A 19,430-nucleotide genomic window follows, 5' to 3' on the forward strand; every position below is an offset into this window, starting at 1 on the left:
TCATGGCGAGTATCAATAGCCGTAATGGCAACCTTTATGTAGATTTCCGATACATAAATCAACGTTGTAGAGAGCAAACCTTACTGTCAGACACTAAGCCTAATCGAAAGCGTCTAGAAAATTTCGTTAGCAAAATGGAGGCAGACATTCAATTAGGTAGTTTTCGATATGAAAACTATTTTCCGCAAAGTAAAAAGCTTGAGCAGTTTCAAAGCTTAGAGCTTATGAGGTCAACGAATAGTCATAAGGACTCAAGCTCAGGCTTTGATAGTTTTAGCAAAGTTTGGTTAGAGGAGAAAAAGCCGGAATGGCGGGACTCTCAAATAAGTAATGTGGAAGATATATTTAGAATTTACCTAATTCCTCATTTTAGCAATTTACCGCTAAATACCATTAGCAAAGCCAAAATCATGAATTTTCGAGGCAAGTTAGTCAAAGATGGTAATAACGGACGAACTTTATCAGCGTCTCGCATTAATCATATTATGACGCCATTACGTATGGTGCTGATCGAAGCCTCTGAGCGTTTTGATTTTGACAGCCCTTGGAAGAATATAAAACCACTCAGTGAGCCTAAAAGTAATGTCAGTCCTTTTACTCTAGAAGAGGTCATGCTGATTATCAATAACGTGAGAGCAGATTATAAGCCTTACTATATCGTACGTTTTTTTACAGGTATGCGTACAGGTGAGATTGATGGCTTGCCTTGGAGAAATATAGATTTTGAGCGCCGACAAATCATTATTGATCAGGCAGTCGTTAATGGTGTCATAGGCGAAACTAAAACCTCAGGTTCGAATCGTATTATTCAGATGAACCAACTGGTTTATGATGCGTTAATTGGTCAGCAGAAACTAACTAAACATCAAAGTGAGTTCGTGTTCTGTACAAAAGCGGGTACCCCTTTAAATCATCGTAATGTGACAAAGCGAATTTGGTATCCGTTACTACGATATTTAGAGCTTGATAAGCGAAATCCTTACCAAAGTAGACATACGGCCGCGACGCTTTGGCTTGCTGCCGGAGAATCTCCTGAGTGGATTGCTGCACAAATGGGTCATAGCAACACAAAAATGCTATTCACAGTGTATTCTCGCTATGTGCCAAACCTTACTCGTCAAGACGGAAGTGCTTTAGATAAGCTACTGATAGCACGAGGAATATTGCAAAACATATGAAAAACGCTATATTTAACAAAAAGACATCCGAACAGGTGTCTTTTTTTTGTTTTATCGCTGGATGCTTTGTATAAATGGAGCTACAGTTATTTGAATGGCTTGTAACGGTGGCAGAATAATGGCTAATGAAGATAATCGCTTAAAACAGAGCAATCATATTGAAAAATGGCTAAATTCACATATTTTAGAACTGGGTCATAATCATGAGATCGAAAGCCTGCTTATTGAGCTTACTTTCTTATTAGATACCACCCCTTCTCATTACAAAATAGAGCTTAGAGACGAGCATCAATATTTATCTGCGTGGATTAAAAAACAACGTTCCAACTCAGACTTAATAGATCCTAAAAATAGTCCTATTTACAATAATGGGATTCAAGACAAATCATTTTTACAAGAAGTTAGTGAACGCTATGTTATTGCGTTTCTAGCAAGCCGTGCTTCTTGCCTTAAAATCAATACATATCGCTCAGTTTACTTTCTACTTTGCCTAAAAATGGTTAAGTTAACAGACTATGAGAGCCGTATTAGGACAACCTTAAACGAATGCCGTTATCTGACAACCAAAGTTAGAAGCTTTTTAGTACCTTTTTTGCCAAATATTCTACAAACTCAGGGATTACAACAATTATGGCAGACACTTGAAGAAGGTAGAATTCAATCAACGCAACAAAATGATGTAAATAAAAAACTATCAAGCTACATTTATGAGTTTATTTTACCGATTGAAAACTGCTTTAAGAATGAATCTGGTATTACACGTAACGTCAAACAGGCTGAGAAGCTTGTTGATGGTTCTGAATCTATAGATGACACCACAGGGAACACGATTAGTGATTTAGTTTTAGTTACAGAAGTGGTTAACGATAATAGCGCTTTTGAAGTAGAAGAACGTCAAGATGATGAAGAGCAGTCATTTGCGCAGGTGTCCATTACACAGCCTACTAATTATTATTTGGATAGAGTACGAGCAGAGCAGCAAATAAATAGTCGCCATCAACGGACTATGAGTCAAACGACCGATGTGAACAATGCACATCCAGATGACATCAAGGTCTTAGTTAATAGCTTAATGCCTACGTTACTAAAATTGAGGTTAGAAAAGTTAAACGATATATATGATCAAGATAATATAAACATTGAGTTTGATATCAATCATCAAGCAGAGCTCTATTTGCTAATGCTTTTATTGTCAGGGCTGCCTAATATATTCATCTCTGAAAACCTTAAATTAAGCTATCAGTCTTATAAGTATTCTTTAGAGTTCACACCGACCCGAAGCGTCATTCAAGAGAGCTGGGATGCTAGTCTGTGTGCTGATAACAGAGACAATCTGACGCTTTTTTTTCCTGAAATTGTAGGAAGGTTGCATTACTGCATTGCAAACGATATAAGTTCAAAAGTTTTTGAACAGGTTATACAGCAAGCAAGTAATCAGCTTAAAAATATTAATAAAGAGCATAGAACCAGGCTGACGATAAACAAGGTTAAAAACTATATTTCCCACTTTTTAACTCAGAAAGGACGTGATACTGCTTTGATAGACGTGCTAACGGAACAGCCCATCAATCATCAATCAGCGCTTCCGTATTTTAATGTCAGTCAATACGATTTATATAGTTGCCAGTATGATTTTATTGAACACTTAACTAATATGCTTGACGAGGATCTTTCTTGTGGTAGATATGCATGTCAGTTTTTTACATTGCTAGAAGATAAATTAACTGGGTATTGGGAAAAACAAACGGGCAGTGCTTTAGCTATCAGTGAAATACGTTTAAAGGATGTGGTATCTACACTGCGTGATAGATTACAAACGCAGATTGATGATAGGCATCTTGATGATTTCGAATCAATGGTTGAGATGCACAATACGTTTACTGACTATTTATATATTATGCTATCAATATCTAGTGGTTATCGTCCCGTTAGTGAACCATTTGGTAGGCTCGATCATATTGATACCCTTACTAAGAAATTTTTTATCAGTGATAAAGAAAACCATCAAGATACGCAAGGACGGTTTATTTATCTACCAGATACGGCAAATGAGCAGATTAAAAAGTATGTTCACTTTTTGCAGAAGAACGCTAGTATTCTATCCAGACTAGATAATCCGCTTGGTCATATTTACCAAAGTATCCTTAAAAGTAATATTGGATTAATCGTCTATCTTAATTTTGACAAGGAAACCGATAGGATTACCGAAGTCTCTCTCAACAAAAACTATCTTCATGAACGACTGTCTAAGCATATCAATCTACCTATGAATTGGCATCGTCATTTTATCCGTTCGTTCCAACCCATTGAAGTAGGTCTATATTCTACAAATGAGCATTCAACGCATGAAGTATTTAGTCACGATTTGATTGGCGCATGGATGGGACATGCTGACGCTCTTGGTTTTGATTTCTATAATCGATATAGTGGCCTTAAACGTAGCGAATTGAGACGATTTTCGGTGTACTTGGATCAAGTGCTTAAGAATATTGGTTTTAAGACGATGACACTGGAGAGAAGAAAGTGAATCAGCGTGCATCTGGTATTGAAAAGAGAGAGAAAAATAGAAGTGTAAATTTAGAAAAAAGCCGTAAACAAGCGCAACGTTTGGTTAAAAAGCACGTTGATTTTGATTTGATTACACAATCAGAAGATCAGCAAGAAGTTTTTAATATTATGTGGGAGAAGTTTGACAATGAATTAAAAAAACATAAAAGTTTTCGTAACTATCGCAGCTATGTCCACGGATATAACGAAGCCATCCGTTATTGCCAAGATTATATTGAAGATCATGACATCAATGTAGGCTTTCCAAAATATATTGTGGTCTCTGATCGACCAAAGAGTTTTCGTACTGAGTCATGGTTTATAGACGGACAAAAAATACTTAGATTTTATATTAACTGGATGGATGATCTAACTAATAAAAAACAACTTGTATTAGAAGATCTGATGTTGTCAATGATTTTTCATAGCGCAGTACTAAAAGCACCAGTATTACAGACCATTTTAAATAGCGTTATTGATGGTTCATTAAATATAGAAACTATTTTTGGTTTGCCTTCAATCAGTATCATAGTTGACGATACGACGTATCATACGAATACCATTATAGACTCAAAAGCGGTACATCAAGCTCGAGTATTTTTATCACCATTAACCGCACGATTAATCGACTTATACCATCAGCAACCAAAATTTGATCAAAAAACGACTGGTGCTGAAGTCAAGGACTTATATACCAGTCTACGAATGCGGCTATCGAATAGTCCGACTCCATTGGATATGAGGTTGAGCAATTTTTTGAGTGGGTCAATATATGTGTTGGAGGACTACCTTGGTATAGATATTCCTGAGCACACATGGTATCTGATTATTGGTGAGGAGCATACATACAGTCTACCAAGAGATAATTGGCAATCTATTATTTATAACATCAGTCATCACGCTGACATGCATTATGACTTAAAGCCCCATACATTAAACGTTAGCGTGACCAAAATCAAAAAACCTAATCACTCCATAGCTATAGAAATCGCAAAATTATTTAAAAGAAAAAAAGATCAAAAAGTCTCAAAAACTACGTTTACAGCAGACTTAGAGCAACTTTACCAAGGTTTGCTGTCTGATAGCGCCCCCTTGAATGAACTGGCTATTGTAGGATGGCTTTTGTCTAAAACTGATAACTGTCAAGTCAGTAGCATTCAGACCTATAGTAATATGATCACTTATCGCTGGTTAGTTGTAACTGAAAGTGTGGATTTTTATGACTGTTCTACTGAGGACTTTGAGTGTATTTATAATGAATTGATTGAACTTGGTAAGACTGAAAAAGCTAAGAACACCATAGCTGGTCATATTGACGACATTCATCGTTATATGGTTAATATTTTTAATATTGAACCCATCGCACCGCTATCTTCTGCAACTCGAGCGCATCATAAAACAGGCTATTTATCAGAGACCATGTTTCAAGCTGTTCTAACTAATGCTCAAAACCTTAAGGTAGCTAAGGATGAGTCAGAGGCGATACAGCTTTCATTGATATTAGCTCAACGCTGCGGGCTTAGAATAGGCGAAATAGTTAAAATCAGGCTAAGAGATGTCGCCCAGTCATCAGCTTATCTAGAAGTGCGTGATAATAAATATGGAAATAACAAAACCAGCTCTGCGCTACGGCGAGTACTCTTAAATCAGCTATTGACTGACTCAGATATGTTACTGCTTAAAAGAGTAGTAATCAGGCGGTGTCAAGGAACAGGAGACACTCTCATAGCTAGTCAATCTGGTAGACCTTATCTGTCAGGTGAGATGTCACGTATTTTGACAGACTTGATTAAAGGTACTACTGGTCTTGCATATTTGACAACACATCATTTAAGGCACAGCTGTCTGACCAATTTTCAGCTCATGTCTTTTTTATATGATAACAGCTATCGTTTTGATGATTATGAACATGACAGCTTGCAGGCGCTAAAAAAATTATTGCCCTATGATGAAGACAAGGCACGTGAAATATTGAACTATATCGAAACATCGATACAGTATAAGAAAACATATGCATTAGCTGGCATAGCGGGTCATGCAAGCCCAAGTACTACTTTCGCTTCTTACGTCCATTTGGTAGATATTGAGCTAGGGCTGCTTCTTTATCACACAAATTTTATGCTACAACCTGAACACAGTGACGTGCTAGATGTGCCTAGACGTAGAAAAAGCGAGCTTAAAAACGATCCGATTGCTTTGAATGGCTATTTCATTAAGAAAATAAAGCTCAAGCCGCTTATGAGGCCTAAAATCAAAAGCCAGCTTATAGACCCAGTAGGCGTAAAGCATAAAAAACTTAAGAAATATGCGTTTGATGAAGTACGCCAAGTTCTGAATGCTTACACGAAAAAAGGAGACTATACGCATACTGAGTTAATAGATATTTTTGAGATAGAACCGCATGTTTTTGACGGTTGGCTTAGTAATGCTCAGCTCCTTAGGAATCATGCTGATTTTCAAACCATCCATAATAAACCAAGATTATTTATGTCCGAAAATAGTGATCAGCTCTTGCCGACTTTAGATAGATTTGTTGAAGATAGAGACTTAATGAAGAGAATGACTAATAAATTTCGAGAATTGTACAAGGTGGATAACAAAGATTTCGTTAATCAGTTTGTGTTATATACGCTCAAAAAATCTCAATATCATAAAAACCATATTGGGTTTAATGACTCCGACATACTAAGAGATTATCTAAAAACTCTTCTAAAGCTAGTATATAAAAAAGACATACGCTTAAAAATTTATAATTACGAACAAGCAAATAGCGACGACTTAAAACAATGGCGTTCAAACATTAAAAGTTTTCCAAAATCTCAACTAGAATTCGTGCAGCAGAGTAGCATTCAGAATGTAGGTGCACAATATCAGAAAAAAATACGTGTTGATTTATCACTAGTTAGCCAAACCGAAAATGATAGGATTGAAAAAAGAACCGAGTCTGATCTGCCTATCAGTGCATGGACGGTAAGAACGCTACAAATATTTTGTCACTATGTATTTATTATGATTGGTGATCTTACACCAAGTAATCATCCTCAATGACTTAGGAATAACATAATGAACTTGGCTTCTAAAACCATAATTCCAAACAGTAAGACACAGTTTAGTTTTCACAGTTTAGCTAAAAATCTATATAAAATTATTAATGAAGCCTATTTGTTTGGTGACCAACAGGATTTTTTAGCCGATATGACTCTGAGACCCTTGCCTCATAGAGGACTGCCAATTAACAATATATCGATGATTAGCCAAGGATCAGGGACAAATGCTTATCGTATAATAGGAGGCTGCTTTAATCCCATATTTGATATCAATAACATAAATACTGAAAATACGTTGTTCCACAGTTATAGTCACTCTAAAAAAAGTAGCAAGGGTGAGTTCGAACAAGAGATTATAGATTTTATCTATATGGACTTTATTAGATCTATCTCAATTTTATCCTTAAAAAAGCCTGGGGCTATGGAGCCTCAACTACGGGTGCTTAGCAAAGAGTATAAGAGTGACATCTGGAACGCATTGCTTGATAGCAACAAAAGCTATTTACGCCAGATTGATTTTGCAAACTTGCTAGATACAGAGCGCGATACGATAAGCAAGCAGTGCAAGTCCACTGTTAATAAGAAAAATGGCAGTAATTAGAGCTATGTATTATTGGAGCCTTAGCATTGTTAGTTAGTGTTGAGTTTTAAGACTTGTTTGGCTATATTTCAAGGTAGATTCATTATTAATCACGAATGGTGTTTACCGATGGTTCGAACATAATGATATTATCTACATCCCGCTTGCACGCGTGTGTAGCCAAACGAGGCGTTACTTGAGCTTTCAAAGCCTGACATTAAACTATGGAAGCTTAGCAAATATAAATCAAATCAAAAATCTACGTTATAGCAATTGATATCTAAACTGCTCAATTTAAATACTTATCCGCGGCATAAATCTTTATAGGAACAAGCCTTATATAGATAAGCTTATTCCTATAAAGAAGTATCCATTTAATACAAAGTAAGTACTCAAAAGTATATTAAAAACAATGAAGTAGGTATTAATAGACAATGCAAAAAAAGCTTGCAATGAGCTGCTATCAATAGCATAATTTTGCCATTATAAAAATGGTGGGCTTATGTATACAAGTATTTTTGGTCAGAATAGCGCAGGACATGGGTGGCGGTTTTTATCGATCAGTGTGGCAAGTATTTTGATGAGCATGGCCGCTCAGGCTATCACGCCTGAGCAATACCAAGAGCAGCGTAGTGAAGCCTTAAAGCAGCAACAGCTCGTTAATCCCAATGTTACGATCGATACCAATGTCTTTAAGCCTGCGCCTTCAGCCTCTATCACACCTTCTGCTTCTCAGGGTACTGACCCAGCCTCTCTTCCTTGTTTTGATATCAATCACATCTATCTAACGGGCGAGCTGAGCGAAAAGTTCACTTTTGCATTGACCCCTTATACAATGGGTAAGTCCTCCTTATTTGGCAGCTGTCTATCCGTCAATGACATCAATCAGCTGGTCACCAACGTTCAAAACCGTATTATTGAAGAAGGTTACGTGACTACTCGCGTCTTGGTACAAAACCAAAATCTAAAATCTGGCAATCTATTCCTCACCCTCATTCCGGGTCGTATTGATCAGATAACGGCGGTTGATATCAAAGCCAGTCGTCCTATTTATGTCGATAGCCGCCTCAATAGTGGGGGCAACCCTGCCAACTTTGCGCCTGCCATGCCAATGCAGTCCGGTGATTTATTAAACGTTCGTGATATAGAACAAGCGCTTGAGAACTTTAAGCGTGTCCCTACGGCCGATGCCGATTTCTCTATTGCCCCAAGTAGCCGTATGAGCACGCCGGGTTACAGTGATATCCAAGTCAAATGGCAGCAAGACAAGCGCTGGCGCTTATCTGCCTCTGTTGATGACTCAGGACAAGAGAGCACGGGTATCTATCAAGGTAACGTAACCCTTTCACTAGACAACCCAACTTGGCATAACGATTTGTTGTACCTCTCTTATAACCATGATCTTGATGGCGGTAATGACAAGAATGATGGCAGTTGGGGCTATAACGTTGGGTATGTATTGCCCATTGATAATACCCAACTGACCCTCACGCACAGCGGCTACAACTATGATCAGACGGTTGCCGGTGCCAATCAAGATTATGTCTATAGCGGTGAGTCTTATAACACGGAAGCATTAGTCAGCCATTTGGTTCACCGTGACAACCACAGTAAAACCTACCTAAAAGCGGGCGGTTATGCCAAGCAACAAAACAACTTCATCGACGATACTGAAGTTGAAGTACAGCGTCGCAAAACCTCAGGGTATAAAGCAGGTATTGGTTACGAGACCATCATTGGTAAAACCCAATGGATCGGCGATGTGATCTATCAGCGTGGTACGGCTGCCTTTAATGCCATCAGTCCGCCTGAAGCCTTATTTAATGAAGGCAGTGCGCGTGCCGGTATCATCAAAACCAACATTGATGTCAACCAACCTATTAAGCTTGCTGATAAAGCACTCAATTACCATGCAGCGTTTAAAGGGCAATATGCGACAGAGGCATTGACACCCAATGAGCGCTTTAGCATTGGTGGTCGCTATAGTGTACGCGGCTTTGATGGTGAGCGTAGCTTAAGTGGCGATCATGGTGCTTTACTAAGACAAGAGCTGAGTGCCTATCTAGGAGATAAGCCGCATGCCGTTTATGCCGTTTATGCCGGTATTGATGCTGGTTATGTCAAGCTCGACAATGCTGCGCAAGATGATCTGCTGCTTGGTAATCATCTGGTTGGCGGAGTCGTTGGCGTTAAAGGTTATGTGACGCCGATTAGAACCAGCTATGACTTATTTGCCGGTTACCCATTAGCACAGCCTGACAATTTTAGTGATAAAGAATGGGTAACGGGTTTTAGCTTGGGTTGGCAGTATTAAAGCCTAATTCTAAGCGCTATCAAATTTCTTAGCTCAAAAAAATATTTGTCATCAACAATGTTATACCTAAGGACATCATTATGAACAGTGGTTGCTACCGAGTTATCTTTAATAAAGCCCGTGGTATGCTCATGGTGGTGTCAGAGGCGGCACGCTCTCAAGGCAAAACAGGCAATCCTGCTAATGGCGGTAGTGAAATCAGCCAAGTAGCAGGTGCTTCGCAAACGGCTGCTCAAACCAATAGTACCTATCAAGGCGGTCAGCTTGTAGCGCTGCGCTCGCATGTATTGCTAGCGCTAGGGCTTGCCACCATCGTTGCTAGCAGCGTCAGTATCAGTAATAGCGCTTATGCTGATGCCACGAGTATTGTCGCTGATCGTAACGCTGCTGCCAATCAACAAGCAACCATATTGAAGTCTTCGAACGGCACCACTCAAGTGAATATTCAAGCCCCAAGCGCGGCTGGTGTCTCGCGCAACGTCTTTAGCAAGTTCGATGTCGGTCAAGATGGTGCCATCCTAAATAACAGTCGCACCAATGCTCAAACCCAGCTTGCTGGTTGGGTTGAGGGTAATCCTTATCTGGCTCGCGGTGAAGCCCGCGTTATTCTAAATGAGGTCAACTCAAGTGACCCAAGTCGCCTAAGCGGCTACACAGAAATTGCAGGCGGACGAGCTGAGCTGGTGATTGCCAACCCTGCTGGTATCAGTTGTGCCGGTTGCGGGTTTATTAATGCCTCTCGTACGACATTGACCACCGGTAATGTTTTGATGGATCAAGGCAAGCTCACTGGCTTTGATGTGACAGGTGGTAAGGTTCGTATAGACGGTGATGGTTTAGATACCAGCGGCTCTGACTACACGCAGATATTAGCAAAGACTTCTGAGATTAATGCTGCTGTCTACGCTAAGAATTTAGATGTCATCACTGGTAGCAATAAAGTCAGCTATGAGGCTGATGCTCAAGACACTGTCATCAGTTCAGCGAATAGTAATGCTAGCAACACTACAACCGGTGTGGCGCTTGATGTGTCGGCACTTGGGGCGATGTATGCAGGAAAAATCCGTCTGATCGGTACCGATAAAGGCATGGGCGTGACCAATGCTGGTAGCATCATTGCAAGCTCTGGTGGTCTGCAGTTAGACAATGATGGTAATTTGATTAACTCAGGGAGCCTGATTGCTAATCAAGGTAAAGTCGCTGTCAATGTTGGTAGCAACACTATCAATAACTCGGGCACTATCGCCAGCAGTCGAGATGCGGCAACGCTCAGTAGCAGCTCGCTTGATAATAGCGGGGTGATTAGTAGCCGTGATACTTTAAGTTTACAGCAAACGGGCCTTATCACTAACTCAGGTGAGATCGCCACTGGTAGCTTTGATGTAAAAGCTAACGCTCTAAACAATAGCGGTAAATTATTGCAAACTGGCAGTGGTCAGTTGGCAATTGATACCAGCGCTTTAGTTAATCAACAAGGCGGCATTATTGGGCAAGATTTATATGCTGACGCCAGCATTCCGCCTACAGTCATTCCTACCAAAAAGCCACCAACAACTGCGACTAATGGCAGCAGTGTGGGTATAGATAATAACGATACGACGCAGCCGTCTGAGCCCAATCCTGTACCACTACCTGTTATCTCCCGTGATGGCAATATCAGCGCCAGTAATGTCACTAACACTGGTAGTATTTATAGTAATGGTAAAATTAACATCGCTACCGACACTGTGGTTAACCAAGGCAAATCCAGCTTAGCCGTCAGTCGCTTAGATATTGCTAATAACGGCAGTCTAACCAATAACGGTAGCCGTTTGCAGCTTGAGAACATCGACTGGCAGTTGGCAAACTTCGATAACAGTAAAGGTCAAATCACAGCGACTAATACTATCGCTATTACTTCTGCCGATCAGGTTAATAATAATAAAGGTACTATCGAGGCTGTCGGTAATATTAAGCTTAACGCACAAAACATGCTAGATAATACCAGTGGTTCAATACGCTCTAATGGCACCATAACCACGCAAATCTCAGCGTTTGATAACACTGAAGGAGAGCTTAGCAGTCAAGGGGATATCACTCTTGATAGCCGTGGTAACTTGACTAATAATAAAGGTCGTATTCAAAGCGATAAAAATCTAACTATTAATGCCAAAGGCTTTAGCAATACCGATGGCACTATTATCGGTGTACAACGTGCTAATATTAGTGTCACTGATGACATCACTATCAATAGCAGTAACAATAATATTCAAGGCACTACTCTTGCCTTAACTAGCCGAGGCAATTTTACCAATAGCAGCAAACTGGCGGCTCAAGACGCGCTCACTATTAGCGCCAATAGTATTGACAATAAGCTTGGAGGTGAGCTGATTAGTAATGGCATAACTGAACTCAATGCAAAAACTGATATCAATAATCGCGGATTAATTAACGGCTCGAATACCTACTTAGATGCTGGTAGTACTGTCAATAATTATAGTGGTGGTCGTATCTACGGCGATCAGGTAGCAATAGCGGCTAACACGCTCAATAATACTCCAGACGCCATTACTAATACTGATAACTCAACTCCTGCGCCTGTCATCGCGGCCCGCAATCGCCTAGATATCGGCGTCACTACCCTAAACAATAATCCCAATCAGGCACGCGCTGGTAAGTTTAATACAGACTTTAATGGACAAGCTCGTCTGCTGAGTAATGGCGAGCTGCATATCGGTGGCGCTTTAGATGCGAATCATCAAGCCATGGGCCGTGCCACTACTGTGACCAACAAAGGCGCTTCTATCGAGTCTGTCGGTGATATGAGTGTCAGTACAGATCTGCTTAACAATGTGAATGCGGACTTTAGAAAAAAGACCGTTTTTGTTCGTGGCGACAAAGTTGTTGAATACTCTCCTGCAAATCAAACCACTAGATATGATAAAGATGATATCGAAATTTATGTTCATGGTTGGGATGGTGATTGGGAGAAGACGTTAAGAACGGCGGACGGTGACTATAATGATTATGAGAAGTTTGAGTACGACGCCAAATTGTATAAAGATGAAACGCTTAGCAGTGATGCTAGCTTAATCAGAGCAGGTGGTAATCTTAGTATAAATTCAAATAATGCTATCAATGATCATAGCTTAGTGGTTGACGGTCTTACCTTAACCTTAAAAGATGATCCTACTCAAACCTCTCGTTTTGGCTTTCAAAACATAGGTTCTAGTGGTAATGAAACAGTTAAGCATGTCAACAGCGTCTATTATTCTTATACTACTAAAGATAAAACAAGACCAGATAATCCTCTTAGCGATCGTCCTTACACCTATGAAAACGGACCTTATAACGTAGCTGACGAGAGTAAGGTCATAAATACCTATCAAATGTCTATTCTAAATCAAGACATAGACAAAACCGTTATTGCATACGATGGTATTACTGATAATGATGGACAGCAGATAGATAAAGGGGCAATCGATGAGATACGCAGTAGCAGCACTGCGCCAACCTTACCTAACAGTGGTCTGTACGGGACTAACCCTGATAATAATGCCGACTATCTAATTGAGACCGATCCTGCCTTTGCTAATTACAAGAACTGGCTGTCATCTGGCTATATGTTGGATCGACTTCAGCTAGATCCTAGTATTACTCAAAAGCGCTTAGGGGATGGCTATTACGAGCAACAGTATATTCGTGATCAGATCATGGTGCTGACAGGTCGCTACTATCTTGCCGACTATAACAATCAAGACATCCAGTATAAAGGACTCATGGATGCTGGTGTCACTGCCGCGCAGACTTTAAATCTACGTCCCGGTATCGCTCTCACCGCAAGCCAAGTCGCTAATCTAACCACAGATATCGTTTGGCTCGTACAGCAGGATGTCACCTTAGCTGACGGTACTACCCAAAGCGTCTTAGTTCCTAAAATCTACACCCGGCAAGCGGCGGGACAAATAGATGGCACAGGCAACCTAATCGCTGCTAATAACATCGACATGCAGCTTACGGGCGATCTGAGCAACCAAGGCAATATCGTCGGTCATAAACAGGTTAAGATTAATGCCAGCAACTTGACTAATCAAAACGGTGGCGTTATTGCAGGCGACTATGTTCAAATCGGCACGGTTAACGACTTAAATAACCTTGGCGGTACCTTGCAAGCGGACAACGCCATGCAGCTTAACGTCGGTGGCGACCTGAATAACCAAAGCACCACCTACAACACCGAAGCTGTTAAAGCAGCTAGTACAAGCAGTCGCACAGGCATCAATCAGATAGCCAGCATCTATGTGGGTGATGGTCTCAAAGGACAAGTAGACGCTGATGGTAATCCACTTACCACCTTTGTCGCCAATGTTGGCGGTAATACCACCTTTGCCGCTGGCCGTCTTGATAACCTTGGCGGTAGCAGCTTTATTGACACCAAAGGCAACGTTGCTCTTGATGCCGTTAATGTCAGCTATCAGTCCAATAGCATTGGCGATGCTAACAACTACTACAAACAAGGCGCCTCTCAAGACATTGGTAGCCAGCTAAACAGTAACAACGACCTTATTATCAAAGCAGGTAATGACGTCACTGGCACTGCCGCTCAAATAAATAGTCATAATGGCACCGTTGGCGTCATTGCAGGCAATGACGTTATCTTTAGTGAGGGTCGTAGCACCCAGAACCTAAATACAGCCGTCAAAACGGTTGATAAAGGTACCTTTAGTACTACTAGAACCCAAGATCGCTTTGACTCACAAAGCGATAACGCCATTGCTAGCAACATTGAAGGCAATCAAGTCGCTATTCAAGCGGGTAATGACATCAGCCTAACGGGCACCAACGCCATCAGTGACAAAGGCACTAGTCTCACCGCAAGCAGCAACATCGACATTCTAGCCGCGCAAAACACTTCAAGCGAAAGCACCTTTAGTCAAACTAAAAAGTCAGGATTATTTGGTGCCGATGGTGGCATGGGCTTTACCATTGGCAAACAGCAAAACGATGACAGCAATGCCAGCACTGCACTAACCCACACCGCAAGCAATGTCGGTGCCATCGACGGCAACGTCATTATTAGTGCAGGTGGTAAGTATCAGCAGACTGGCAGCAATATCATTGCAGGTATGGGGGCTGATAGTGATAAAGACATCAGCCCTACGGATCGCGGCAACACCGTCATCCGTGCAAAAACGATCAACATCGATAGTGTCAAAGACGTCTATACCAATCAAAGCGAAACCAGGTTCAAGCAAAGCGGACTTACCGTCTCAGTCTCTAACAGTCTTGTTGACAGTGCCAAAAGCATTGACAGCTTAATCGACGCTGGAGGCAACACCGACAACGTACGCATGAAAGGCATGGCAGGTGTTGCTGGTGCGCTAAAGGTCAAAGCCCTTGCTAAAGAAGCTAACAAAGCCGCACAAGGACTACTTACTGGCGGTGTCAATGCACAAAGCCTTAAAGGCCTTGGCAACACCCGCATTCAAGCCACTGTAGGCAGCCAAAAGAGTCAATCCAACAGCTCAAGCTATAACGAGGTTAACCAAGGCTCAAATATTAACACTAATAACCTAGCGCTTATCGCAACCGGCGCAGGTACTGATAGTAATATCAATATTAACGGTAGTAATCTAAACGTCACCAATAATGCCCTATTCCAAGCGGACAATAACTTCAACGTCAGTGGCGTAGCACAGAACAGTAATACCCGTAGCACTAATAAAAGCTCAAGTACCGCGATTGGCGGTTATGCCGATACCTCAGGTAGTGGTGGCATCACAGCTAGTGCTAGTCGAGGTAAAGGCTATGCCAATAGCGACTCAGTGACCTATGCCAACACTCAAGTCAACATCGGTGGCATCACCACCTTTGACATTGCTAACGACGTCAACGGTAAAGGCGTCGTCTTTAACACCAACAAAGTCCAAGGTCTTATCCGTGGTAACGTTAACATGGAATCACCACAGGATACTTATACCTATGACAGCAATCAAAAGAGCGCAGGCTTTAACCTTGATGTTGACATCATGGGTAACGGCAAAGGCTCAAGTCTCTCAGCCAATGGCGCTAAGACCAACATCACTGCCGACTCTAAGATGGTAGCCCAGCAAACAGGCCTCTTTGCCAATGAAGCCGATCTAGTCGTTGAAGGCAAAGGCACCTTTACAGGAGCCGTGTTCCTGACCTCAGAGGAAGCACAAGCTAATGGCAAAAGTAACATTGTCTTCAAGCAAGGCGTCACCTCAACCGACATCATAAACACCACAAGCTATGAAGGTGATGTGATCTCTGTTGGCCTCAGTGTTGGTAAAATCAAAGATAAACCACAAGCGACGATGAATGGTCTCGGCTATGGCAGTGACGGCGATAGCAACAGTAGTATTACCAAAGGCGGCGTCAGTGGCTATAACGACGAGCAAGGCATATTCACGACGGACAACCGCGAAGCACTTGCTGGTAAGCTTGAGAGTGTGTTTGATGCCAATCGTGTCACTGAGGAGCTGGGGGCGCAGACGCAGATTACTAAAGAGTTCGGCAAGGAAGCGCCGAAGGCCGTTGGAGACTTTGCCAATAATCGTATCAAAGCGATTATAGCTGACACGACTCTCAGCAATGCAGAGAAAAATGCAGCTATTGCCAAATGGGATGAAGGCGGAATCTATCGTGTCGCTGCTCATACGGCGCTTGGTGCATTAGGTACAGGTAGTGTCGAGGGTGCATTAACCACAGGTGGTGTTGCAGCAGCTGCGCCAACGCTCAATGATGTGCAAGCTAAACTAGCTAAAGCACTCATTGATACAGGAATGAGTGAAGATGTAGCCAAAGGTGCCGCAAGTGGTGTGATTAGTTTAACTTTACTAGGTGTTGGCAGTGCCGCTGGACTTGATACGTCGAGTACAGTGACCGCTACTAATGTGGATGCGAACAATAGACAGCTGCATCCACAAGAAAAAGAGTTAGCTAAAGTACTGTTTGAAAAAGCTAAAAAACAAGGGTGGAAAAGAGCAGATGGTAAATCTTATACTCTGCAAGAAATAGAAGATGCCTTACGATGGGCGAACAGTACGAAATATAATGAGAAATATAACGATGATGTAACCATTAGAGTTGGCAATAACGCCAAGGGTGCTGCTATTGATAAAGTCATGTATGACAATGGCGTAGGTGCTGATTTTGAATCAAGACTATGGAAAAATACAGCTTCTACTAGTAAGACGACAACCTTCACTCAGAATTTTTCAAATATTAAGAAACCTGATACCAATCTAGTTAACTTAATTCAAAATCAGACAAAGAGTTATGGTTATAGCTGGACTGGCGGTGTGGTTCAACCTTATAAAGGAAAAACAGCAGGACCTACTACTAGTAAACCCAAACCTCGTGGCAATCAAGCACCAGTCATGACTCAACGAGAGCTGGATGCTCAGAATGAAGCAACATTGAATAATAACGGCTCTGTTCTTTCTGGTGCTTTGCCAGCTTATCAACAGCAACAGAATCAAGAGACCTTTGACAATCTAGTGACAGTAGTTGAAGTTGCAGGATTAGTAATAGGTGCTGGAGAAGTTGTTATTGTTGTAAAAGGTGCGGGTAAGGTTGCAACGCAATATATTGTCAAAAGATCAGCCTTGAACAAGGCTAGAGACGCGGCTAAAAAAGGTACAACCTCTGTAGATGACTTAGTTAAAGGGAGTAAGCCATATACTGGTTCTATATCTAATAGCCAAAGAGGATCTACAGGTGTTACTAAACCTGATAAAATTGATAATGTGATTAGCGACGATCGCAACTATCAAGGTATATACGATCCAAAAGAAGTTAGAGCAGATTTAGAAGCAGTATATGGTCAGAATAATGTAACATCAACCACCATACCTAGAAAACCACATCAAGCTAGTTCGAATAGAGGTGATGTAGTTACTGACATGAATGGTAATAAAGCAGTTGCAATTGAATTGAAAGATGGTTCAACAAAGATGATTCCCTATGATCAACGTGGTTTAGCAATATTTGATGACGTTGTATCTTTCACTACTAAAATTGATGAGAGTAAATCTTATACTGGACAAATGGGTCAAGCATCAAAAGATATGTGGGAAGCTATCAAGAATGATCCAATAGCTAAAAGTAAGTTTAATAATAATCAGCTGAATGATATACAGTTAGGTAAAGCAAAGGTAGAAGGCTATACTTGGCATCATAACCCACAATCTTCTCCTAGCAGTATGCAGTTAGTACCTAACGAAATTCATTCAAATAAAAAAATACCCCATACTGGTCAAAATTCATTAAAAAATGGTAAATAAAGTAGAGGCTAAACTATGAATATTTATAGAGATGGTGGAAAGGTTGATATTGAAACAATATTCGAGGCAGAAAAAGATATAGGCTATGTTTTTCCGAGCAAATATGTTGAAATAGTATCTATGCATGACGCTTTAAGACTGGAAAATAACGTTTTTGATTTTACTAATATTTATGGAGATAGAGATGAAAGAGATGTTAACTTTTTAAGCTTTAAGAAAAATCATCTTGACGGTGATATTATTAGTAATCAAATAAACATATCAGACACTGAAAATTTTGGTCATGAAAATATGGTGTTATTTGGAATAACTGCTAATGGTGATTATGTTTGTTTTGATTATAAAGAAGATATTAAGGCAAATAATCCTAGGGTCGTTCTAGTCTATCATGACGATTTTGTAGACAATGATGATGGTACAAGTTCTATGGCCATTAATCATGTAGCTGAAACCTTTGAAAATTTTATTAATATGTTGCATGAATAACTTTATATAGTGTGACAAACGAGTGTAATAATTACAAAAAAAGCTACGACTCTATAAGACTCGTAGCTTTTTTACGTCATGAATCCAAAAGCAGGTGAAGCACCACGAGTTTATCAATCTTCAATTGCACCGACTACCAATCCTTCTGGAGTGACCAATGTGGGTAATGCAACTCAAACTATAGTACCAAACCGTACATTATGGGATGAACCCATCAAAACTGATGATGTTATTAAGGTGAAGTAACATGAAAGGACTTAATATGGATAAAGAAGAAATAAAACAAGCAGCTATTGAGTTTAAAAAGGCGCTTATAGATTGGAAGTCAAGAGAAAAGATAGCGAGAGTAGCTTCTATTCATCGCCCTGAATGGGTAGAAGAAGATATTCAAAAATCTATTCAATTTAACACCAGACTAGTCAAACCAGTATTAGAAGCATTCGAGCCCATATACCGCCTAGCTATACAGGGTAGAATGGAGAAGCCTTTTTCCTTTCAAAGTTATATGATGACTTATGTTGGTCGAGTACTCGGCGATGAGTTGTCATGGCCTGAAGTTCGTGAGCCGTATCAAAGGATGATTAATAGTTTAAAAGGTGGTCTAACCACAGAGGAGCTAATAGACAGTATTTACTACAGAAATAATTTATTACCCGAGCATTACGACCAAGTGGTTAAAGAAATCGTAGCAGAGGGTTGGAGTCATAATTCGCCACTATAGTTACTAAGAATATTTTTGAGAACATCCCGAGTTCTGTGTATTTGCTCTTGACGATGGACGAGGCGTGAACCCAATCATTAAATATAGGTTGCCCATGCCTCGCACATTTCACGACCATTGAAGAACTCAGGTGTAGAGGCCATGATTTTTATTTGTTAGCTCTTATTGTTTATCATTCCGCACAGGCGTTGCTCTGACCCCTGCCGCTAATCCCGTGCAGTTAAACTTGAGAGGTTTTGATCATGCAGCTTAACAGTAAATCAAACTAC

The 19,430-nt window shown here is 40.6% G+C and carries 9 protein-coding genes; all 9 read left to right on the forward strand.

What is annotated here, in order from left to right:
- Positions 1 to 2: 2 nt before the first annotated feature.
- Positions 3 to 1,178, forward strand: coding sequence for an Arm DNA-binding domain-containing protein (locus DABAL43B_RS10115; RefSeq protein WP_079692255.1), 1,176 nt, complete (start codon positions 3 to 5; stop codon positions 1,176 to 1,178).
- Positions 1,179 to 1,296: 118 nt separating this feature from the next.
- Positions 1,297 to 3,705 carry a hypothetical protein gene (locus DABAL43B_RS10120; RefSeq protein ID WP_079692256.1) on the forward strand — a complete coding sequence of 803 codons (2,409 nt, stop codon included), beginning with the start codon at positions 1,297 to 1,299 and terminating at the stop codon, positions 3,703 to 3,705.
- Positions 3,702 to 6,773, forward strand: a complete 3,072-nt coding sequence (locus tag DABAL43B_RS10125; RefSeq protein ID WP_079692257.1) for a tyrosine-type recombinase/integrase — start codon at positions 3,702 to 3,704, stop codon at positions 6,771 to 6,773. The genes DABAL43B_RS10120 and DABAL43B_RS10125 overlap by 4 nt, the downstream gene beginning before the upstream one ends.
- Positions 6,774 to 6,788: 15 nt before the next feature.
- Positions 6,789 to 7,373 carry a hypothetical protein gene (locus DABAL43B_RS10130; protein ID WP_079692258.1) on the forward strand — a complete coding sequence of 195 codons (585 nt, stop codon included), beginning with the start codon at positions 6,789 to 6,791 and terminating at the stop codon, positions 7,371 to 7,373.
- Positions 7,374 to 7,854: 481 nt separating this feature from the next.
- Positions 7,855 to 9,666 (forward strand): ShlB/FhaC/HecB family hemolysin secretion/activation protein, encoded by a 1,812-nt coding sequence (locus tag DABAL43B_RS10135; protein WP_079692259.1) that lies wholly within the window; start codon positions 7,855 to 7,857, stop codon positions 9,664 to 9,666.
- A gap of 80 nt (positions 9,667 to 9,746) precedes the next feature.
- Positions 9,747 to 17,954: a hemagglutinin repeat-containing protein gene (locus DABAL43B_RS10140; RefSeq protein ID WP_079692260.1), complete on the forward strand. Its 8,208-nt coding sequence runs from the start codon at positions 9,747 to 9,749 to the stop codon at positions 17,952 to 17,954.
- 15 nt (positions 17,955 to 17,969) lie between these two features.
- Positions 17,970 to 18,440, forward strand: coding sequence for an SMI1/KNR4 family protein (locus DABAL43B_RS10145; RefSeq protein ID WP_079692261.1), 471 nt, complete (start codon positions 17,970 to 17,972; stop codon positions 18,438 to 18,440).
- Between the two features lie 78 nt (positions 18,441 to 18,518).
- Positions 18,519 to 18,686: a hypothetical protein gene (locus DABAL43B_RS14260; RefSeq protein WP_171996346.1), complete on the forward strand. Its 168-nt coding sequence runs from the start codon at positions 18,519 to 18,521 to the stop codon at positions 18,684 to 18,686.
- A gap of 16 nt (positions 18,687 to 18,702) precedes the next feature.
- Positions 18,703 to 19,161, forward strand: coding sequence for a hypothetical protein (locus DABAL43B_RS10150; RefSeq protein WP_227516672.1), 459 nt, complete (start codon positions 18,703 to 18,705; stop codon positions 19,159 to 19,161).
- Positions 19,162 to 19,430 lie beyond the last annotated feature (269 nt).

The sequence above is a fragment of the Psychrobacter sp. DAB_AL43B genome (assembly GCF_900168255.1).
Classification (GTDB): Bacteria; Pseudomonadota; Gammaproteobacteria; order Pseudomonadales; family Moraxellaceae; genus Psychrobacter.

Excerpts from the sequence above, each read along its gene's own strand:
- DABAL43B_RS10115 (WP_079692255.1), top strand. The coding sequence starts at position 3 with ATGGCGAGTATCAATAGCCGTAATGGCAACCTTTATGTAGATTTCCGA.
- DABAL43B_RS10120 (WP_079692256.1), top strand. The coding sequence starts at position 1,297 with ATGGCTAATGAAGATAATCGCTTAAAACAGAGCAATCATATTGAAAAA.
- DABAL43B_RS10130 (WP_079692258.1), top strand. The coding sequence starts at position 6,789 with ATGAACTTGGCTTCTAAAACCATAATTCCAAACAGTAAGACACAGTTT.
- DABAL43B_RS10135 (WP_079692259.1), top strand. The coding sequence starts at position 7,855 with ATGTATACAAGTATTTTTGGTCAGAATAGCGCAGGACATGGGTGGCGG.
- DABAL43B_RS10140 (WP_079692260.1), top strand. The coding sequence starts at position 9,747 with ATGAACAGTGGTTGCTACCGAGTTATCTTTAATAAAGCCCGTGGTATG.
- DABAL43B_RS10145 (WP_079692261.1), top strand. The coding sequence starts at position 17,970 with ATGAATATTTATAGAGATGGTGGAAAGGTTGATATTGAAACAATATTC.
- DABAL43B_RS14260 (WP_171996346.1), top strand. The coding sequence starts at position 18,519 with ATGAATCCAAAAGCAGGTGAAGCACCACGAGTTTATCAATCTTCAATT.
- DABAL43B_RS10150 (WP_227516672.1), top strand. The coding sequence starts at position 18,703 with ATGGATAAAGAAGAAATAAAACAAGCAGCTATTGAGTTTAAAAAGGCG.